This window comes from Acinetobacter sp. LCT-H3, assembly GCF_001866125.1.
GTDB classification, from domain to species: Bacteria; Pseudomonadota; Gammaproteobacteria; order Pseudomonadales; family Moraxellaceae; genus Acinetobacter; species Acinetobacter schindleri.
The window spans coordinates 28,345-46,870 of the sequence record NZ_MODX01000012.1; the positions used below are offsets into that span (position 1 = coordinate 28,345).

Below are 18,526 nucleotides of genomic sequence, written 5' to 3' on the forward strand. Positions count from 1 at the left end.
AATGAACGCCAAGCAAAACGGAAAAATATCCCAGTCTCTCATGATTGCAATTTTGATTCTGATTACGGTCTTGGTCAGTCTGGTTATTTGGTTAAGTTCAAAAAAAACTGAATCTGAGGGGCATGGTCATGATGAGGGAAATGCCGAACATTCTGATGAAGATAGTTCTGAAGAAGGACATGCTGAAGAAGGCGAAATACAACTGACCAGCCAACAAATGGTTGAACAAGGTTTAAAAGTTGCTGTTGCATCCACAGGATTGGTTGAAAAGCTGACAACCCTGCCAGGTAAATTGGTGGTGAATACCGATCAACAAGCGCATATATCGCCTAATTTTAGTGGTCATGTCGAGCAGGTCAATGTGGCTTTAGGACAGAGCGTGCAAAAAGGACAAACGCTGGCTGTACTAATCGTGCCTGAACTGATCGACCAACAGGCAAATCTGCGTATGGCACAGGTGAATCTGGATTTGGCCCGTAAAGATTACCAGCGCGAACAGCAACTCTGGTCACAGGGGATTTCTGCCAAACAGGATTACCAGCGTGCCGAAAATGCCTACCGTCAAGCGCAGATTACTGTCCAGTCCTCACAAGCACGTTTAAATGCATTAGGTGCAAGTGGCAATAACAATGGGCGTTTTCTGATTAAAGCACCGATCTCTGGGGTGATCAGTCAAAAAGATATTGTGGTCGGTGAAAATGTGCAACTGGCTAATCAGCTCTTTGTCATTGAACAGCTGAAAGATTTATGGCTTGAGTTTAATTTGCCGAATCAATTCTCAGGTCAACTGCAAGCCGGGCAAAAAATTGACTTTAAAGTGAATGATTCAGATCAAATCTATAAAGCTACTGTACAAAGCTTAACCTCTCAGGCAGATGTACAAACAGGGCGTCTGGTGGTGCGCGCAAAACTCGATGCGCAAGCTACTGAGTTGCGTTCTAATGTGTTAGTGAGAGTGTTGATTCCGGAAGCTACAGCAAAATCAGCCCTTCGGATTCAAAAGTCTGCGCTGCAAAGTATTGAAGGTGAAGACAGTATTTTCATCGTAGATTCAGAACAAAAAGGTCAAGTCCACTTAAAAGCACAGAAAGTGCAATTGGGGCAGGCTTCAAGTGATGGACAATGGCTTGAAGTGATTTCTGGGCTGACTGAAGGGCAGAAGTATATCGCTCAAGGCAGTTTCTTGTTGAAATCTGAATTAGAAAAAGACGAGGCAGGCCATGAACATTAATTCTGATCTGCCAAAACCAGAAGGTTTATTCGAACGAATCATTCAGTTTTCCATACAAAATGCGATTTGGGTGTTGCTCTTTGTCTGTACCTGGATTGCGGTCGGGGTGTATAGCTATCAGAAACTCCCGATTGATGCTGTACCCGATATTACCAATACCCAAGTCCAGATTAATACTCAAGCCAAGGGTTTTACTGCGCTTGAAGTCGAACAGCGGATTACCTATCCCATTGAAAATGCCATGGCTGGCATTCCGGATCTGGAGCTTACCCGTTCCATATCCCGTTATGGACTCTCTCAAGTCACCATTGTCTTTAAAGATGGGACTGATATTTATTGGGCCCGTCAGCAGATTAACCAACGGATACAGGAGGCGCAATCTGAGTTGCCTGCACAAATCGCACCGACGATGTCCCCCGTTTCTACGGGTCTCGGTGAGATTTATCAATGGGTACTGAAGGCAGATCCGAATGCGAAAAAGCCGGATGGAACTGCATACACGCCGATGGATTTGCGTGAGATTCAGGACTGGATTGTGCGTCCTCAACTGCAACGTGTTAAGGGAGTTGCAGAGGTCAACAGTATTGGTGGTTTTGAAAAAACCTATGTGGTCTCTCCCGATTTAAACCGGATGCAGCAACTGAATATCTCATTAGAACAACTGCAACAGGCTTTAGCGCAAAATAATGAGAACCGAGGTGCAGGTTATATTGAAGACAATGGTCAGCAACTGACGGTACGTGTACCGGGTACATTCAATGGGCTTTCTGATATTGAGAACACCATGCTGGGTAGCCCAAATGGCAGCCCAATTCGGGTTGGTGATATTGCGCAAGTCTCTATTGGGCATGATTTAAGAACCGGTGGGGCAACCTATAACGGCAAAGAAACCGTTTTAGGGATTGCCATGATGGCGATGGGTGGAAATAGCCGGACTGTTTCTAAAGCTGTGGATGCCAAGCTTCAAGATATTCAGAATAGTTTGCCTAAAGGGGTAGTGATTGAACCGGTGTACGACCGTACTACCTTGGTTGAGAAGGCGATTAAAACCGTTCAGAAAAACTTGGTAGAGGGAGCAATCCTGGTCATCATCATTCTGTTCCTGTTTTTAGGGAATATCCGTGCTGCCTTGATTACTGCCTGTGTCATTCCACTCTCTATGCTGTTTACCTTAACCGGGATGGCACAGAAAAATATCAGTGCCAATCTGATGAGTTTAGGTGCACTCGATTTCGGCATCATTGTCGATGGTGCTGTGGTGATTGTCGAAAACTGTATCCGGCGTTTAGCCCATACACAGCAACTGTTAAAACGACCTCTCACACAAAGTGAACGCTTTAAGGAAGTTTTTCTGGCTGCCCGCCAAGCACGTCGTCCTCTTATTTTTGGTCAGCTTATTATTTTGGTGGTGTATTTGCCGATTTTTGCTTTAAGTGGTGTAGAAGCAAAACTATTTCATCCGATGGCTTTAACCGTTGTTCTCGCACTGGTGGCAGCTATTATTTTATCGATCACCTTTGTGCCCGCTGCAGTTGCTTTATGGGTTAAAGGGGAGATCAAAGAAACGGAAAGCCGTTGGATGATCTGGCTCAAAACCCGATATCAACAGATATTGGATGGAGCCTATCATTACAAAGCGGTGGTTTTAACTTTTGCCATTTGTCTCCTGGTCATTACGGGTCTGCTCAGCACGAAGATTGGCAGTGAGTTTGCACCCCAGCTGAGTGAAGGTGATTTTGCGGTACAGCAATTACGTTCTCCAAGCACAGGCTTGGAAGAGTCTTTACGTATTCAGGAAAATACCGAAAAGCTTTTACTGAAAAACTTTCCCGAAATTAAAGCTATATTTGCCCGTACCGGGACTGCTGAAGTGGCGACAGATGTGATGCCACCGAATATTTCCGATGGTTATATCATGCTGAAACCACGTGAGGAATGGCCAGATTCAAAAGAAAGCCTAGATGCACTTCGAACCCGAATGGAAGCTTATCTTGCGACAATTCCCGGCAATAACAGTGAGTTTTCTCAGCCTATTGAGCTACGTTTTAATGAACTGATTTCAGGTATACGCAGTGATGTGGGGGTGAAGGTTTTTGGTGATGACATGCAGGTTTTGAATACTGAGGCTGCAAAAATCGCGAAAATCATTCAGCAAGTCGCAGGTAGCAGTGCGGTGAAAGTTGAACAAACTTCGGGTCTGCCTTTACTCAATGTAGAGATTGATAAAGCTTTAGCTGCCCAGTATGGCTTGAGTGTGAAATCTATTCAGGATGTGGTGGCTGCAAGTATTGGTGGACAAAGCGTGGGAGAGATTTTAGAAGGCGATCGTCGTTTTGATTTTGTTATCCGTCTTGGAGAGCAAGACCGTAGTGTCGCATCTGTTTCCCAGTTACCTATTCAGCTTCCAAATGGTGGCAGTATTTTATTGTCGGATGTCGCGCAAGTCTCGACCATTGAAGGAATCAACCAAGTCAGTCGAGAAAATGGTAAACGCCGAGTTGTGGTTACAACGAATGTTGAAGGGCGTGATTTAGGGTCTTTTGTTTCTGATGTACAGACACAGCTCAAAGCATACACTTTGCCAAGTGGTTATTGGATAGAATATGGCGGTCAGTTTGAAAATTTGGCTTCAGCCAAAGCACGGATGCAAATCGTGATTCCACTGGCTTTAATCACTATCTTTATTTTACTGATGGCGGTCTTTCACAATGTCAAAGAAAGTCTATTGGTCTTTACCGGGGTACCCTTTGCCTTGACCGGTGGTGTGCTGTTCCTTTGGCTAAGGGATATTCCATTATCGATGTCAGCTGGAATTGGCTTTATTGCCTTATCTGGTGTTGCAGTCCTCAATGGACTGGTAATGCTGACCTTTATTAAGGAATTAAGGGACAAATATCCAGTGCATAAAGCCGTGTGGCAAGGGGCTATTTTGCGCTTAAGACCAGTGTTGATGACAGCTTGTGTGGCTTCACTGGGTTTTGTACCAATGGCGCTGGCAACCGGAACAGGGGCTGAGGTTCAACGGCCACTGGCAACCGTAGTGATTGGCGGGATTATCTCTTCAACATTACTAACTTTGGTGCTGTTACCCGTGCTTTATCGTTGGATAAATGAAAAGAAAGTTTCTTAATCCAATAGATTAGTCGATTTACAGCAGAGATATTGGCTGTTATCCAATATCTCTGCTCATCATAAATAGAATAAGGAAAATATTTTATGTCAGAACATCATGATCATAGCCATGCGGTTGTTACTGAAGAAAATAGTAAGAAGTTAATGGTTGCCTTAGGTTTAACGACCACTTTTTTAATAGTAGAAGTTGTCGCTGCTTTTATTACCCAAAGTTTGGCTTTGTTATCTGATGCAGCTCATATGTTTACTGATGTAGCCGCTTTAGCTATTGCTCTTGCCGCTATCAAAATTGGTAAAAAAGCCGCAGATGATAAAAGAACTTTTGGCTATCAGCGATTTGAAATTTTAGCGGCTCTGTTTAATGCGGTGATGCTTTTTGTGGTAGCAATATATATTGTATATGAAGCTTATCAACGTTTTACGAATCCTGCTGAAATTCAAAGTGTTGGAATGATGATTGTCGCGGTCATTGGTTTGGTCATAAATTTGATTTCAATGAAAATCCTTTCTGCTAGTGCTGAAGGAAGTCTAAATATAAAAGGTGCATATTTAGAAGTTCTTAGTGATGCTCTAGGATCGATAGGCGTGATTATCGGAGGAATAGTTATTTATTTTACCCAGTGGATGTGGGTTGATACCGTAATCGCTGTGTTAATTGGCTTCTGGGTCTTACCTCGAACTTGGATTTTATTAAAACAAAGTATTCATATTCTGCTTGAAGGAGTTCCTGATGAGATTGATATTGAGTCGTTAAGAAATGATTTATTGAAGCTAGAGGGCGTTGAAGGGATTCATCAGTTGAAAGTCTGGGCTATATCCTCAAGAAATATTCATTTAACTGCTCATTTGGTTGCTCCGAATAGCAATACAGATCAACTCTATCAAAAGGCCTTAGAAGTTCTAAAACATAATCATAATATTACTGAAATTACGTTACAAATAGAAAATACGAAATGTAATACATTGAACCAACATAAACACTAATTTGGACTTTAGTCTTCATATAGATGTTTTGTGTAACTTTAAAGTATGCTCTAAAGTTACACTAAAGTGTTGATCTAAGAAAAAGTATCAATTTTTATCTACCCTTTGTAAAATTTATATCACTTAAGCGCAATCCCAATAAAATAAGCATGTACAAAATAAAAGTAGCTGTCTTTAACTGCTATTTTTGATGGTTGTTCAAATCCATTTCTTCAAGGGAACATCATTGACTCAAATTTTTATTTGCAGAAGTGTCCTATATTTTCTTTCAAATTGCGGCTAGGGTGGATATAAAAGGACCTAGCTGCTATCATTGCCCCCGAAATCCTCCAAAATAGATATCTTTCTTAATATGACACTTACGCCACCATAAGTTTATTTACCTCTTAATTCAGTAAATAACTCATCACTGTCTAGTGATGTGGTGTAGTAGCTTGTGTGTCATATATCACATCACTAGCCTTTCCTAAAATTTAAAAAAATAGGCTATTTTCATGTTATCCACTATTCGAGAACAATGGTTCTCCAATATTCGCGGGGATGTTCTTGCGGGTATTGTTGTTGCTTTGGCTCTAATTCCTGAAGCAATTGCCTTCTCCATCATTGCAGGTGTCGATCCTAAAGTCGGGCTATATGCTTCATTCTGTATTGCAGTTGTGATTGCTTTCGTAGGTGGTCGCCCTGGTATGATTTCTGCTGCAACTGGTGCAATGGCTTTATTAATGGTCACACTGGTTAAAGACCATGGTCTGCAATACTTATTAGCAGCCACAATTTTGACAGGATTTATTCAAATCCTAGCAGGTTATCTAAAATTAGGTGCTCTGATGCGGTTTGTATCAAAGTCAGTCGTGATTGGCTTTGTGAATGCCTTAGCTATTCTAATTTTTATGGCTCAATTGCCTGAACTCACCAATGTGACATGGCATGTCTATGCGATGACAGTTGGAGGTTTAGCTATTATTTATCTATTCCCTTATATCCCAGTGATAGGGAAGCTTTTACCCTCTCCTCTCATTTGTATTGTCCTCCTTACGCTCTTTGCCTTGTTCATTGGTTTAGATGTAAGAACCGTAGGCGATATGGGGCAATTACCAGATACGCTACCAATTTTCTTACTTCCTGATATTCCTTTAAATCTTGAAACTTTAGCTATTATTTTGCCTTATTCACTGGGATTAGCAGCCGTCGGTTTGCTTGAATCTATGATGACCGCAACAATTGTGGATGATTTAACCGATACCAATAGTGATAAAAACCGTGAGTGTAAAGGACAAGGTGTTGCCAATGTCGCATCTGGCTTTTTAGGCGGAATGGCAGGCTGTGCCATGATTGGTCAATCCATTATTAATGTGAAATCTGGTGGACGTACCCGTTTATCATCATTTAGTGCTGGGGTCTTCCTGTTAATTATGGTGGTGTTTATCAGTGACTGGCTCAAAGTCATTCCAATGGCTGCACTGGTTGCGGTCATGATCATGGTAGCAATCGGAACATTTAACTGGGATTCATTACGAAATATTCGCCAATATCCAGTTTCTAGCAATATCGTGATGATCGTTACAGTCGTCGTGGTCGTTGCAACACATAACTTGGCTTATGGCGTATTAGTCGGTGTACTTCTTTCTGCATTATTTTTTGCCAATAAAATTGAACGCTACATGGCAATTCAGTCCGAATTTAATGAACCTGAAAATACCCGTATTTATACGGTAACAGGTCAAGTGTTCTTCAGCTCAGCAGATAAATTTACTTCTGCATTTGATTTCAAAGAAGCACTTTCAAAAGTTGTGATTGATGTTAGCCAGGCTCACTTCTGGGATGTGTCTGCGGTCGCTGCCGTAGATAAAGTGGTCATTAAGTTTAGACGTGAAGGAACAGAAGTCGAACTTATTGGAATGAATGAAGCCAGCAAAACCTTAGTCGATAAGTTTGGTATCCATGATAAGCCAGATGCTTTAGATCGCTTAAATAGCCACTAAGAGGGATGAATTATGTCAAAAATTATTGCATGTATTGATGGATCATTAGCAACAAATACCGTTTGTGATTATGCAGCTTGGTTTAGCGATAAACTTAGTTCACCGCTTAAGTTATTACATGTTATTGATAAGCCAAAAGCGAAAGCACCACAAGATTTAAGCGGTGCAATCGGCTTGGGAAGTCGAGAAACATTGCTAAATGAGTTGGTTGAACTTGAAGAGCGTAAGGGGAAGATTGAGCTAGAGCATGGCCAAATTCTTCTTCGGGAAGCAAAGAATTATCTATTGGAGAAGTTCTCTATTGATGCTCAAAGTTTTCAACGTCACGGCAGTCTTTTAGAAACAATTATGGGAATGGAAGAAGACATTCGAGTTCTTATTATGGGGAAGCATGGAACTGAAACCGAGCATGATTCCAGTAAAGTTGGAACCCATATTGAAAATGTTGTTCGTGCCCTTCATAAACCCGTATTAATAACATCTGCACCCTTTAGTCCACCTAAGTCTTTTTTAATTGCTTTTGATGGAAGTCCTACTGCACGTATTTGTGTAGACAAAATTGCAAATAGTCCTTTATTAAAAACCCTGACAGCTCATGTGGTATATGTTGGTAAGCCAAATAGTGATATGACATCTCAAGTTACTTGGGCAAAAGAGCTGCTTGCAAATAATGGTTTTAATGTAATTGATATCGTACTTGAAGGTGATGTCGATAAATCAATATTAGATTACCAAGAGAAAAACGCTATTGATATGATGGTGGTTGGTGCATATGGTCACTCAAAGATACGCCAGTTTTTTATTGGGAGTACGACGACCAAATTGTTGTCAAGCTCAATAAAACCTGTACTTTTATTGAGATGACACTAAAGCCTTGAATAGATTTTTTATCTATTCAAGGCTTGGTATTTATAATTAGGTAGGGCGACTAAAATTATGAAAATGGAATTACTTTAACTCACCTGATATAGCTGAAGCATGAAAGTAAAAGAATTGGCTTTAAAATCATCTAAGGGAGTAGATAGCTTATTTTTCTAAAGAATTTTTAGTATCAACTTCGTGTAGATAAGCAACGATTTCATCCACTGTGGCTCTCGCTGCCCTTGAAACACCCACCAGTGTCGCTGAACCAGGTCCGGTCCATTCACCATATCCTACTAACCATAGGTTAGATTGTTTGACTGATCTGCTTCCTTCAACCAGTATCGTATTATTTTCCTCTACTATTCCAAGTGGCTTTAAATGGTCTAAAGTCGCTTTAAATCCAGTACACCAAATCACTGCATCAACCTGTTGAAAAGATCCATCTTCCCAAATCACGCCATTTTCCGTAAAAACCGAAAATGGGCGCTCACTATGTAAAACGCCTCGTGCACGTGCATCTTTGACTGAATCAATCATGACAATATCACCCAGACCGCCAACAGGCTGATCTATTGTACGGCCTTCTAATTGTGCCTTTAAACGCTCTGTCGCACGTAAAAACAGTACACGGCCATCAACATCATCTGCTAAAAATTGAGGAGGTGTTGGCGTGATCCAAAGAGTGTCTGCCACTTGGGAAACTTCAGCCAAAATTTGTGCTCCAGAATTTCCACCACCGACTATCATGACGTGCTTATCTTTAAAAAGTTCTGCATTTTGATAATGGGCGGAGTGTAATTGCAGACCTTTGAAATTTTCTTGGCCAGGGTAAGATGGGATATAAGGATGACTCCAGGTGCCCGTTGCACTGATTACAGCCTTGGCTCTCCATGTCTGTTCACCTGCATGCACACTCAATACTTCTCCTTCGCTTTTGACGTGATCAACATATACAGGACGAATAATCGGAAAGTGGTAACGCTGCTCATATTGCTGCAAGTATTCAATAACTTCTTTCTTGGTCGGATACGTTTGTTCTGTATTCGGCATAACCCAACCTGGTAAGGAACTCCAGCTATTCGGTGAAAACAGACGCAAAGAATTCCAAGCATGTAACCAGGCTCCACCTGCTTGATTTTGATCATCTAAAATAATAAATGGTATTTTTTTTCGCTTTAAAAAATAAGCTGTAGATAAAGCTGCCTGTCCACCACCGATAATGATGACATCAGTTTCCGTCTGTTTCTGATTCAAAGCCTTGTCCCCTTTTATTTTTTCTTTAATATAAAAACCCAATCCTGAAGACTGGGCTTTTACAATATTCACTATATTTTTATGACAACATCAAAATCAACTTAAACTATCAAGATATTTTTCAGCATCTAATGCAGCCATACAACCGGAGCCTGCTGAAGTAATCGCTTGGCGATAAACTGAATCAGCCACATCACCGGCAGCGAATACACCTGGCACTGAAGTAGCAGTGGCATTCCCCGCTGTTCCGCTTTGGATCTGAATATAGCCATCACGTAACTCAAGTTGCGCTGAAAACATCTCAGTATTTGGTTTGTGACCAATTGCCACGAATAAACCCTGTACCTCAATATCTTGCTTTGATCCATCTACAGTGGATTTTAAACGCACTCCAGTTACTCCGGTGTTATCGCCTAACACTTCATCCACTTGATTGTTCCAAAGAATGCTAATTTTGCCTTCTTTCTGTTTTGCAAAAAGATGGTCTTGTAGAATTTTTTCAGAACGCAATGAATCTCGGCGATGTACTAAAGTCACGTGAGCTGCAATATTAGACAGGTAAAGCGCCTCTTCAACCGCAGTGTTACCACCGCCTACAACCATCACCTTCTGGTTCTTATAGAAGAAACCGTCACAAGTTGCACAGGCACTTACACCTTGCCCCATGAATTTGGCTTCAGACTCAAGACCTAAGTATTGTGCCGTTGCACCTGTGGCAATAATCAGGGCATCACAGGTGAGTTCTTCCATATCGCCTTTCAGCACGAATGGACGAACGCTTAAATCCACTTTACTGATATGGTCATAGACGATTTCGGTGCCAAAACGTTCCGCATGCGCTTGCATACGTTCCATGAGTGCGGGGCCTGTTAAACCTTCTGGATCACCCGGCCAGTTATCGACTTCAGTGGTCGTGGTTAATTGACCACCGAGTTGTAAGCCTGCAACTAAAGTGGGTTTAAGATTAGCCCGTGCTGCATATACCGCAGCGCTGTAACCCGCAGGACCTGAGCCAAGAATGATTAATTTAGAATGTCTCTTTTGCATTTAAGATCACCTGGCAGCTTACAAACTGCGCTGATTGACACGTTTAGATAATTCTTCAGCTGATTCCTTACGTTCTGAATAACGATCTGTCAGGTATTTGCTTTGTCCACGAGTCAGTAGGGTGAACTTAAATAACTCTTCCATCACATCCACAATCCGGTCATAGAAAGCCGAAGGTTTCATTCGTCCATCTTCTTCAAACTCCAAAAAAGCTTTTGGAACTGAAGACTGATTTGGAATGGTGATCATCCGCATCCACCGCCCCAAAATACGCATCTGGTTCAGGCTGTTAAAGGACTGTGATCCGCCACTGACTTGCATCAAGGCAAGAGTTTTACCTTGGGTTGCACGGATTGCCCCTCCTGCCAGTGGAATCCAGTCGATTTGAGATTTAAAGATGGAACTCATAGAACCATGGCGTTCAGGTGAACACCAGACCATGCCTTCTGACCATGCTAAAAGCTCATGCAACTCTTTTACTTTTGGATGCTCAGTATCCGCATCTTCTGGTAAAGGAAGCCCTTTAGGATGAAAGATTTTTATTTCCGCCCCAAAATGCTCAAGGATTCGACCGGCTTCAAGAACTGCAAGGCGACTGTAAGAACGTTCTCGATTAGAGCCATACAGCAGCAAAATTCGCGGAGGATGAGCAAGTTCTTTGGCTTGAACTTTTTCAAAGGTGGGTTGCTCAAGAAGATTTAGATCTACATTTGGGAGATTCATAGAGTTAGGCCTCTTTAAAAACTTTCTTTCTCAGCCAGAGTGAAACACTCACCAAGGCAATCAACACAGGAACTTCGACCAGTGGGCCAATAATCGTGGTAAAAGCAACAGGCGAAGCGATACCAAAAGTTGCAATCGCTACTGCAAGTGATAATTCAAAATTATTCCCCGCTGCGGTAAATGCAATTGCTGTGGTCTTAGGATAGTCATTGCCCATCCATTTACTCATAAAGAAGCTGATGAAGAACATTAAAACGAAGTAAATGGTTAAAGGAATCGCGATGCGTAAAACTTCAAGCGGAAGACTCACGACATCACCGCCTTTTAGGCTAAACATGGCCAGAATGGTGAACAGCAAAGCCATTAAACTCAGCGGACTGATTTTCGGAATGAACTTGGTTTCATACCATTCCACGCCTTTCTGTTTCACCAAAATCCATCGCGTTAAGAAACCTAATAAGAACGGAATACCAAGATAAACCAGAACAGCATGGGTGATGGTCCAGAAATCGACATTAATGACCTGCGAAGCGACACCAAAATAGGGTGGAAGGAAGGTCAGGAATAACCAGGCATAGGTACTGAAAAATAGAATCTGGAAGATGCTGTTAAAGGCAACTAATGCTGCAACATATTGATTATCACCACAGGCCAAGCCATTCCACACCAGAACCATGGCAATACATCGAGCAAGACCAATCAGGATGACACCGGTCATATATTCTGGATAACTATGTAAAAATATGATTGCCAGGGCAAACATGAGTACTGGCGCGATCAGCCAGTTTTGTACTAAGGATAAAGTAAGGGTTTTCTTATCCTTAAACACTTGTGGCAAAGTCGCATAGTTCACTTTTGCCAGTGGTGGATACATCATTAGAATAAGACCAATCGCGATTGGAATATTCACTGAATCAATGCTTAATTTATCGAGTGCGACAGAAGCCTGAGGAAAGAAGTTTCCGATGGCAATGCCTAAGGCCATGGCAATAAAAATCCATAGCGTCAGGTTGCGATCTAAAAAAGATAAGCGTTTTTCAGACATTTCACTTACTCAACGTTCGAAATTTGATTAATTGCTGCAATCAATTCTGAGCGAGATAGTTTATCTACATTAAGTTTAAATAAAGCATCTAAGCGACGATTGATATGTTCAACAGTGCTCATAAAGGCTTTCATTTTTTCTTCTTTATTCACGTCTAAGTGTGAAGGATCAGCCAAGCCCCAATGTGCCTTGATTGCTCCACCCAAATAAAGTGGACATGCTTCTTGAGCAGCAGAATCACATACTGTGATCACAACATCAGGTTGATATTGTTCACAATCATTAATCGTTTTACTCCATAAACCTTCGGTAGATAATCCTAAGTTTTCAAGGGTTTCTAAAGTTAGCGGGTGAACTTGACCTGAAGGCTTACTCCCAGCGCTATAGGCTTTCCAACCTTCTGGTGCTCGGCTATTAAACAAAACTTCAGACAAAATGCTACGGCAGCTATTTCCAGTACATAAAAATAAAAATTTCATTGAATTACTCACAATAACTATTTACAGAAAGGGGGTGTTGATCATCCAGCTTTGATTGAGATTGAACCGTCTTCAAAATATCTAAAATTTCATAACACCAGTTGGCCAATTTTGGATTGATACTGTAGTAAACCCATTGGCCTTGTCTGCGATCTTGAAGTAGCCCTGAAGCACGTAAAAGGGCTAAATGTCTTGAAATTTTCGGTTGACTGAGTTGTAGTTTTTCAGTCAAATCACATACACATAGTTCTTTATTTTCAACAATTAATGTCACTATATTGAGACGTGTTTCATCTGATAAGCATTTAAAAAAATTAACTTGATCCATATAAATCTCCTTCACATTCTTTCCATTCAAGAGATGAGAAAGTGCTATTTAATTCTTTGGCCATTTTCATCAATAATTTTTTCACCATCTTCTTTGCTAAATGCGCCTTTCTGAGGAAACGGGAGAATATCCAAAACAACTTCAGAAGGACGACACAAACGTGTACCTAAATCCGTAACAACGAATGGGCGGTTAATCAAAATAGGATGTTGAAGCATAAAATTTAAAAGCTGTTCATCAGACCAATCTTCCCGAACAATTTCTAAATCAGAATATGGAGGTACATTTTTACGAATTGCTTCTCTAACACTTAAACCAGCACTACGAATAAGTTCAATTAATTCTGCTTTCGAAGGTGGGGTAATTAGATATTCAATAACGATTGGTTCAATTCCTGCATTTTGAATTAAAGCTAAGGTATTCCTTGATGTACCACACTCAGGATTGTGATAAATCTTTATGGTAGAGAACATTTTGACTGACTCTGCTATTAGAAACTCAGATATACTTATATACGTATTTCCACATATATGCAAATACGTATATTGATTTTATTTAAATTACTTAATGTCAATAAATGTATATATATTCTTGCAAATTCTTATGAGTGAGAAAAAACTCGTTATTTAAATATGTAAATTTAGAGTAAACCCTAAAGTTACAATATAAAAGTTTTTAAAACTATGTAACATTTAAATGATTTTTAACCATATATAACATGTAACTTTGATATTTATGATTTATAATTTACGAAATTGTTCATTTTTATCTAATTGGGGCGTGAAAGAGTGAAAGGCCAAAAAGTAGGGTATGTGCGAGTGAGTTCGGTCGAGCAAAATACAGGGCGTCAACTTGAGGGAATTGAAGTCGACCGGATTTTTGTTGACCGTGCTTCGGGTAAAAATACCGACCGACCGAAATTTCAAGAAATGTTGAACTATGTCCGGGAAGGGGATAGGGTGATTGTACATTCCATGGATCGTTTTGCACGAAGTCTAAAAGATTTGGTCACTGAAGTAGATAAACTGGTCAAAAGAGGGATCGCCATCCAGTTTGTAAAAGAGAATATTACTTTTACTGCCCAATCCACGCCGATGGATAATTTGATGCTGCAACTGATGGGTGCTTTTGCTCAATTCGAGCGGGAAATTATCTTAGAACGTCAGAAAGAAGGGATTAAGATCGCAGCAGCTCAGGGCAAATATAAAGGTCGTGTCCATAAATTGAATCCAGATCAAGCTAAAGCATTACTGCAAGCCTGGAAAGAAGGGAAGTATTCATCAAAAGTTGATCTGGCAAAAGCGTTTGGTATCAGTAGACAGGCTGTCTATCGGTATTTAAAACAAATTAATTAGTCACTAGATGGACTGAAAGGTGCCTACAAAATCAGTGGCTATTCAGATATTACAATTAGCTACCAAAAAAGTAGAGATGGTCTGCATCTACTCGTGGACTCTACTGGCTTGAAGTTTCTAGGTGAAGGTGAATGGAAATGCAAGAAACATGGATCTGAATATCGTCGCCAATGGCGTAAGCTCCATATTGCTATAGAAGCTGAAACCCTTCAAATACGTGCAGTACAACTCACGACAAATAATGTCAGCGATTCACAAGTGCTCGAAGATTTACTTTCTCAAGTTCCCTTGGATGAACGAATTGATTCAGTCTATACAGATGGTGCTTATGACACAAAGCACTGCCGACAAGTCATTTTAAATCGTGATGCACATGCGGTCATTCCACCCAGGAAGAATGCAAAGCCTTGGAAAGATCAGCAAGTCAGGTCTATAGAACGAAATGAGTTATTGAAAACAGTCAAACTGCTAGGAAGGTCACTTTGGAAAAAGTGGTCTGGTTATCATCGTCGAAGTTTGGTGGAAACCAAGATGCATTGCATCAAATTATTAGGCGATAAATTAACAGCAAGGAGTTTTCCTAGTCAGGTGAATGAGATTCATGCACGCGTAGCCGTCTTGAACAAATTCACAGAATTGGGGCGCCCTCACACCCAAGTTGTCACTTGAATTTGGCTCAATTAGGATCGCTCTATCTTTCAAACCTTTATGCAACAAAGCCAGTCCCTATGTTAATTTGAAGAATGCTTCAATCTGACGGCTGCGAACCGCCAGGGACAGGCGCAATGTCAGATTCTGTCGCGGCCTTGGCGCGTGCCTGGAAGCGTTCATAGCAATCCAGCCCGCAGAAATGTTCGACGTATTCCGCGCCTTCCGGGGTGAAGGCGGCATCGAGCGGAATTTCTTTGCAGCATACGCAGCAGGTGGTGCAACTGGCAGTGTTCGGGGCGTTTGCGTTCATGGTGGTACTCCTCCAGATTGGTAGCGAAGCTCAAAGCTGCCCACTCTCGGCTGGCTGGGAAGCGGTCATGATCTTCCCTTGAAGGCCCGCAGCAGCCGCGTCACAGACAGGACAAACAAGCCGGTCAGCGTGAGGGCTGCAATACCCCAGTGCTCCCCGATGAACGCGCCGGCCGTCGTGCCGGCTAGCACAATGGCGAGAATCGGCAAATGGCAGGGACAGGTGAGCACGGCCAGCGCGCCCCACAAGTAGCCGGTGATCGGTTTGTGCGTCTCAGACGGCAAGTGCTCTGGGCTGTTCATGGCAGACTCTCCGCGTGCTGTGCCGGTTCGGTTGGCATGGCGGCCAGTTGCATTTCGAGGCTGGCCAGGGCCTCGCGCCGACGCTCGACGAGTTGCCGCAACACGGCAAGCTGCGCAGACGCACCGTCACCGTCCGCAGCATCCAGCGCCCGGCACAGCCGCGCCAGTGCGTCCAGGCCGATACCCGCTTCGAAGGCAGCCCATACAAAGCGCAGCCGTTGCAACGCGGTGTCATCGAACAAGCCGTAGCCGCCCGTGGTGCACGCGACCGGCCGTAGCAATCCGCGCAGCAGGTAGTCGCGCACGATATGCACGCTCACCCCGGCATCAAGGGCCAGCCGGGACACTGTGTAGGCGCTCATTGAACACCTCCTTTTCCTCATCCGGCGCAGCACGAAAGCTGCTTCACGTCCTTGCTGAAGGTCTGCGCCGCGAGCTTCAGCCCTTCGACCATGGTCAGGTAGGGGAACAATTGGTCGGCCAGTTCCTGCACGGTCATACGGTTGCGAATGGCGAGCACCGCCGTCTGGATCAGTTCACCCGCTTCCGGGGCCACCGCTTGCACGCCGATGAGCCGTCCGCTACCTTCCTCGATGACCAGCTTGATGAAGCCGCGTGTGTCGAAGTTGGCAAGCGCACGCGGCACGTTGTCCAAGGTCAAGGTGCGACTGTCGGTCTCGATCCCGTCGTGATGTGCTTCCGCCTCGCTGTAGCCCACGGTGGCGACCTGCGGGTCGGTGAACACCACGGCCGGCATTGCGGTCAGGTCCAGGGCCGCATCGCCGCCAGTCATGTTGATCGCAGCACGGGTGCCGGCCGCTGCCGCCACATAGACGAACTGAGGCTGGTCGGTGCAGTCGCCAGCCGCATAAATGTGTGGCGTACTGGTGCGCATGCCCTTGTCGATGACGATGGCCCCCTGCGCATTGGCAGCGACTCCCGCCGCTTCCAATGCCAGGCTGCGCGTGTTCGGTGCCCTGCCAGTGGCGACCAGCAGCTGGTCGGCGCGTATTTCACCGTACCCGGTGGTCAGCACGAATTCGCCGTCCACATGCGCGACCTGGCTGGCTTGCGTGTGTTCCAATACCTTGATCCCTTCGGCACGGAACGCGGCTGTAACGGCCTCGCCGATGGCCGGGTCGTCGCGGAAGAACAGCGTGTTGCGAGCTAGGATCGTGACCTGGCTGCCCAGCCGGGCGAAGGCTTGCGCCAGTTCCAGCGCGACCACCGACGAGCCGATCACGGCTAGGCGTTCGGGAAGGGTGTCGCTGACCAGGGCCTCGGTCGAAGTCCAGTAGGGTGACTCTTTCAGGCCCGGAATCGGCGGCACGGCCGGGCTGGCACCCGTGGCGACTAAGCAGCGGTCGAAAGCTACCACGCGCTCGCCACCATCGTTTAAACGGACGACCAGGCTCTGCTCATCCTTGAAACGCGCCTCACCATGTACAACGGTGATGGCCGGGTTGCCGTCCAGAATGCCTTCGTACTTGGCATGGCGCAGTTCTTCGACGCGCGCCTGCTGCTGGGCCAGTAGTTTGCTGCGGTCAATCGCAGGCACAGTCGCCGCGATACCGCCGTCGAACGGACTTTCCCGACGTAAATGGGCGATGTGGGCGGCGCGAATCATGATCTTGGACGGCACGCAGCCGACGTTGACGCAGGTGCCGCCGATGGTGCCGCGCTCGATCAGCGAGACGTGCGCGCCTTGCTCGACGGCCTTCAGTGCTGCCGCCATTGCCGCGCCACCGCTACCAATGACGACGACCTGCAACGGGCGTTCGTTGCCACTGGGCTTATCAGCGGCCCCTATCCAGCCGCGCATCTTGTCGAGCAGGCCGGCGCGGTTGTCCGTCGGTGGCGCATCGGCAAGCGTTGCCTCGTAGCCCAGTCCGGCCACGGCGGTAGTCAGCGCATCCGATGACGTGCCCGCCTCAATGGCGAGTTGCGCTGTGCCCTTCGGATAGGACACCAGCGCCGATTGCACGCCGGGCACTTTCTCCAAGGCTTCCTTGACGTGAGCCGCGCACGAGTCGCAGGTCATCCCGGTGATTTTCAGGGTGGTCATGTATTTTTCCTTTTCTGTGGTGGCTACGGCTGTTGCCGTCAGCCACGTTGTTCTGGCAATTCACAGCTGTCCGGCCCGCAGCGGCGATGTGCTGGCGAGATGAAATCCCAGACCGACACCCCAACCATCAAGGCCAGGCCGACATAGAGCAGTCCACCGCTCTGCCAGCCGTAAGCCCGCATTAAAAACACCGCTGCCAGCACCAAGATCGGGCCTATCGTGCCGAGCGCCGTGCGTCGCCACTGTCGATGATTGAGCCAAGCGATAGCATTGGCGAGTAACGCGATGCCGGCGAACATCGGCAGCAGGATGCCAATGAATAGCCCCTCGTACTGGCTCAAGAAGCCCAGTCCGATGGCCGCGCCAAAGCTGGCGATGGCAGGAAAACAGGCGGCGCAGCCCATCGCGGAAACGACGCTGCCGAGCGCGCCGGTTTTGCCAGCGATGCGCGTGATGAGTCCCATGTGTCGCTCCCGAGTTCGGTTAACGGATCAGCGTTTGAGGCTGGACGGATAGCCCGCGTCCTCGGTCGCCTTGGTCAACTTCTGGACGTTGGTCTTGGCATCGTCGAAGGTGACGGCGGCCTGGCGCTTGTCGAAACTTACGTCGGTCTTGCTCACGCCCTCAACCTTGGAAAGCGCGTGCTTGACAGTGATCGGGCAAGAGGCGCAGGTCATGCCAGGCACGGACAGCGTTACGGTCTGAGTGGCGGCGAACACGGGGGCAACGAAAGCGGCGAGAGCGAGGGAGGCAAACAGCTTTTTCATGATGAAC

At 44.9% G+C, this 18,526-nt stretch carries 19 protein-coding genes and 1 pseudogene; 7 read left to right on the forward strand and 13 right to left on the reverse strand.

Translation table 11 applies throughout. From position 1 onward, the window contains the following. Position 1: 1 nt before the first annotated feature. The 5 genes from BK820_RS08115 (at position 2) to BK820_RS08135 (ending at position 8,193) form a co-directional block, all read left to right on the forward strand. Positions 2-1,231, forward strand: a complete 1,230-nt coding sequence (locus BK820_RS08115; RefSeq protein WP_016658777.1) for an efflux RND transporter periplasmic adaptor subunit — start codon at positions 2-4, stop codon at positions 1,229-1,231. Then, entirely contained in the window at positions 1,221-4,361 is a 3,141-nt protein-coding gene (locus BK820_RS08120; RefSeq protein ID WP_005028604.1) for an efflux RND transporter permease subunit, read from the forward strand. Before BK820_RS08115 ends, BK820_RS08120 begins: the two co-directional genes overlap by 11 nt. Positions 4,362-4,447: 86 nt before the next feature. Next, positions 4,448-5,347, forward strand: a complete 900-nt coding sequence (locus tag BK820_RS08125) for a cation diffusion facilitator family transporter (protein ID WP_005028603.1) — start codon at positions 4,448-4,450, stop codon at positions 5,345-5,347. Positions 5,348-5,841: 494 nt separating this feature from the next. Further along, on the forward strand, positions 5,842-7,329 hold the full coding sequence (locus BK820_RS08130; protein WP_004726783.1) for a SulP family inorganic anion transporter: 1,488 nt from the start codon (positions 5,842-5,844) through the stop codon (positions 7,327-7,329). Between the two features lie 12 nt (positions 7,330-7,341). Continuing rightward, positions 7,342-8,193: a universal stress protein gene (locus tag BK820_RS08135; protein WP_004726781.1), complete on the forward strand. Its 852-nt coding sequence runs from the start codon at positions 7,342-7,344 to the stop codon at positions 8,191-8,193. A gap of 162 nt (positions 8,194-8,355) precedes the next feature. Here BK820_RS08135 and BK820_RS08140 read toward each other — a convergent pair whose 3' ends face one another. The 7 genes from BK820_RS08140 to arsC all read right to left on the reverse strand — a co-directional run bounded on the left by BK820_RS08140 (position 8,356) and on the right by arsC (position 13,542). Next, complete coding sequence (locus BK820_RS08140; RefSeq protein WP_425265714.1) at positions 8,356-9,447, reverse strand: ArsO family NAD(P)H-dependent flavin-containing monooxygenase; 1,092 nt, start codon at positions 9,445-9,447, stop codon at positions 8,356-8,358. Between the two features lie 96 nt (positions 9,448-9,543). Beyond that, positions 9,544-10,494 carry a thioredoxin-disulfide reductase gene (gene trxB / locus BK820_RS08145; protein ID WP_031380726.1) on the reverse strand — a complete coding sequence of 317 codons (951 nt, stop codon included), beginning with the start codon at positions 10,492-10,494 and terminating at the stop codon, positions 9,544-9,546. 18 nt (positions 10,495-10,512) lie between these two features. Further along, entirely contained in the window at positions 10,513-11,217 is a 705-nt protein-coding gene (arsH, locus tag BK820_RS08150) for an arsenical resistance protein ArsH (protein ID WP_004644739.1), read from the reverse strand. Positions 11,218-11,221: 4 nt separating this feature from the next. Continuing rightward, positions 11,222-12,262 carry an ACR3 family arsenite efflux transporter gene (arsB, locus tag BK820_RS08155; RefSeq protein ID WP_004644740.1) on the reverse strand — a complete coding sequence of 347 codons (1,041 nt, stop codon included), beginning with the start codon at positions 12,260-12,262 and terminating at the stop codon, positions 11,222-11,224. A gap of 5 nt (positions 12,263-12,267) precedes the next feature. Next, a complete protein-coding gene (locus tag BK820_RS08160) occupies positions 12,268-12,741 on the reverse strand; it encodes an arsenate reductase ArsC (protein ID WP_004781073.1) in 474 nt (157 codons plus the stop codon). A 4-nt stretch (positions 12,742-12,745) separates the two neighbouring features. Further along, positions 12,746-13,069 (reverse strand): metalloregulator ArsR/SmtB family transcription factor, encoded by a 324-nt coding sequence (locus tag BK820_RS08165; protein ID WP_004644742.1) that lies wholly within the window; start codon positions 13,067-13,069, stop codon positions 12,746-12,748. Positions 13,070-13,113: 44 nt separating this feature from the next. Further along, a complete protein-coding gene (gene arsC / locus BK820_RS08170; protein WP_004733243.1) occupies positions 13,114-13,542 on the reverse strand; it encodes an arsenate reductase (glutaredoxin) in 429 nt (142 codons plus the stop codon). Positions 13,543-13,857: 315 nt separating this feature from the next. Here arsC and BK820_RS08175 point away from each other — a divergent pair, with 315 nt between their 5' ends. Then, positions 13,858-14,424, forward strand: a complete 567-nt coding sequence (locus BK820_RS08175) for a recombinase family protein (RefSeq protein ID WP_032490058.1) — start codon at positions 13,858-13,860, stop codon at positions 14,422-14,424. A gap of 45 nt (positions 14,425-14,469) precedes the next feature. Then, positions 14,470-15,093, forward strand: a pseudogene (locus BK820_RS08180) (IS5 family transposase); the annotation flags it as partial. A 79-nt stretch (positions 15,094-15,172) separates the two neighbouring features. On the opposite strand, the gene BK820_RS08185 reads toward BK820_RS08180, so the two are convergent. The 6 genes from BK820_RS08185 to merP form a co-directional block, all read right to left on the reverse strand. Then, a complete protein-coding gene (locus BK820_RS08185) occupies positions 15,173-15,385 on the reverse strand; it encodes a DUF3330 domain-containing protein (protein ID WP_000993245.1) in 213 nt (70 codons plus the stop codon). Between the two features lie 65 nt (positions 15,386-15,450). After that, positions 15,451-15,687, reverse strand: coding sequence for a broad-spectrum mercury transporter MerE (gene merE / locus BK820_RS08190; protein ID WP_001087807.1), 237 nt, complete (start codon positions 15,685-15,687; stop codon positions 15,451-15,453). Further along, entirely contained in the window at positions 15,684-16,049 is a 366-nt protein-coding gene (gene merD / locus BK820_RS08195; protein WP_071320617.1) for a mercury resistance co-regulator MerD, read from the reverse strand. Before merD ends, merE begins: the two co-directional genes overlap by 4 nt. Positions 16,050-16,066: 17 nt before the next feature. Continuing rightward, complete coding sequence (merA, locus tag BK820_RS08200) at positions 16,067-17,752, reverse strand: mercury(II) reductase (protein WP_004644736.1); 1,686 nt, start codon at positions 17,750-17,752, stop codon at positions 16,067-16,069. Between the two features lie 38 nt (positions 17,753-17,790). Further along, on the reverse strand, positions 17,791-18,216 hold the full coding sequence (merC, locus tag BK820_RS15365) for an organomercurial transporter MerC (protein ID WP_000522996.1): 426 nt from the start codon (positions 18,214-18,216) through the stop codon (positions 17,791-17,793). Positions 18,217-18,243: 27 nt separating this feature from the next. Further along, entirely contained in the window at positions 18,244-18,519 is a 276-nt protein-coding gene (gene merP, locus BK820_RS15370) for a mercury resistance system periplasmic binding protein MerP (protein ID WP_143045190.1), read from the reverse strand. Positions 18,520-18,526 lie beyond the last annotated feature (7 nt).

What these genes read in the sequence shown, in the direction of transcription:
- BK820_RS08115 (WP_016658777.1), top strand. Translation starts at nt 2, where the DNA reads ATGAACGCCAAGCAAAACGGAAAAATATCCCAGTCTCTCATGATTGCA.
- BK820_RS08120 (WP_005028604.1), top strand. Translation starts at nt 1,221, where the DNA reads ATGAACATTAATTCTGATCTGCCAAAACCAGAAGGTTTATTCGAACGA.
- BK820_RS08125 (WP_005028603.1), top strand. Translation starts at nt 4,448, where the DNA reads ATGTCAGAACATCATGATCATAGCCATGCGGTTGTTACTGAAGAAAAT.
- BK820_RS08130 (WP_004726783.1), top strand. Translation starts at nt 5,842, where the DNA reads ATGTTATCCACTATTCGAGAACAATGGTTCTCCAATATTCGCGGGGAT.
- BK820_RS08135 (WP_004726781.1), top strand. Translation starts at nt 7,342, where the DNA reads ATGTCAAAAATTATTGCATGTATTGATGGATCATTAGCAACAAATACC.
- trxB (WP_031380726.1), bottom strand. Translation starts at nt 10,494, where the DNA reads ATGCAAAAGAGACATTCTAAATTAATCATTCTTGGCTCAGGTCCTGCG.
- arsH (WP_004644739.1), bottom strand. Translation starts at nt 11,217, where the DNA reads ATGAATCTCCCAAATGTAGATCTAAATCTTCTTGAGCAACCCACCTTT.
- arsB (WP_004644740.1), bottom strand. Translation starts at nt 12,262, where the DNA reads ATGTCTGAAAAACGCTTATCTTTTTTAGATCGCAACCTGACGCTATGG.
- BK820_RS08160 (WP_004781073.1), bottom strand. Translation starts at nt 12,741, where the DNA reads ATGAAATTTTTATTTTTATGTACTGGAAATAGCTGCCGTAGCATTTTG.
- BK820_RS08165 (WP_004644742.1), bottom strand. Translation starts at nt 13,069, where the DNA reads ATGGATCAAGTTAATTTTTTTAAATGCTTATCAGATGAAACACGTCTC.
- arsC (WP_004733243.1), bottom strand. Translation starts at nt 13,542, where the DNA reads ATGTTCTCTACCATAAAGATTTATCACAATCCTGAGTGTGGTACATCA.
- BK820_RS08185 (WP_000993245.1), bottom strand. Translation starts at nt 15,385, where the DNA reads ATGAACGCAAACGCCCCGAACACTGCCAGTTGCACCACCTGCTGCGTA.
- merE (WP_001087807.1), bottom strand. Translation starts at nt 15,687, where the DNA reads ATGAACAGCCCAGAGCACTTGCCGTCTGAGACGCACAAACCGATCACC.
- merD (WP_071320617.1), bottom strand. Translation starts at nt 16,049, where the DNA reads ATGAGCGCCTACACAGTGTCCCGGCTGGCCCTTGATGCCGGGGTGAGC.
- merA (WP_004644736.1), bottom strand. Translation starts at nt 17,752, where the DNA reads ATGACCACCCTGAAAATCACCGGGATGACCTGCGACTCGTGCGCGGCT.
- merC (WP_000522996.1), bottom strand. Translation starts at nt 18,216, where the DNA reads ATGGGACTCATCACGCGCATCGCTGGCAAAACCGGCGCGCTCGGCAGC.
- merP (WP_143045190.1), bottom strand. Translation starts at nt 18,519, where the DNA reads ATGAAAAAGCTGTTTGCCTCCCTCGCTCTCGCCGCTTTCGTTGCCCCC.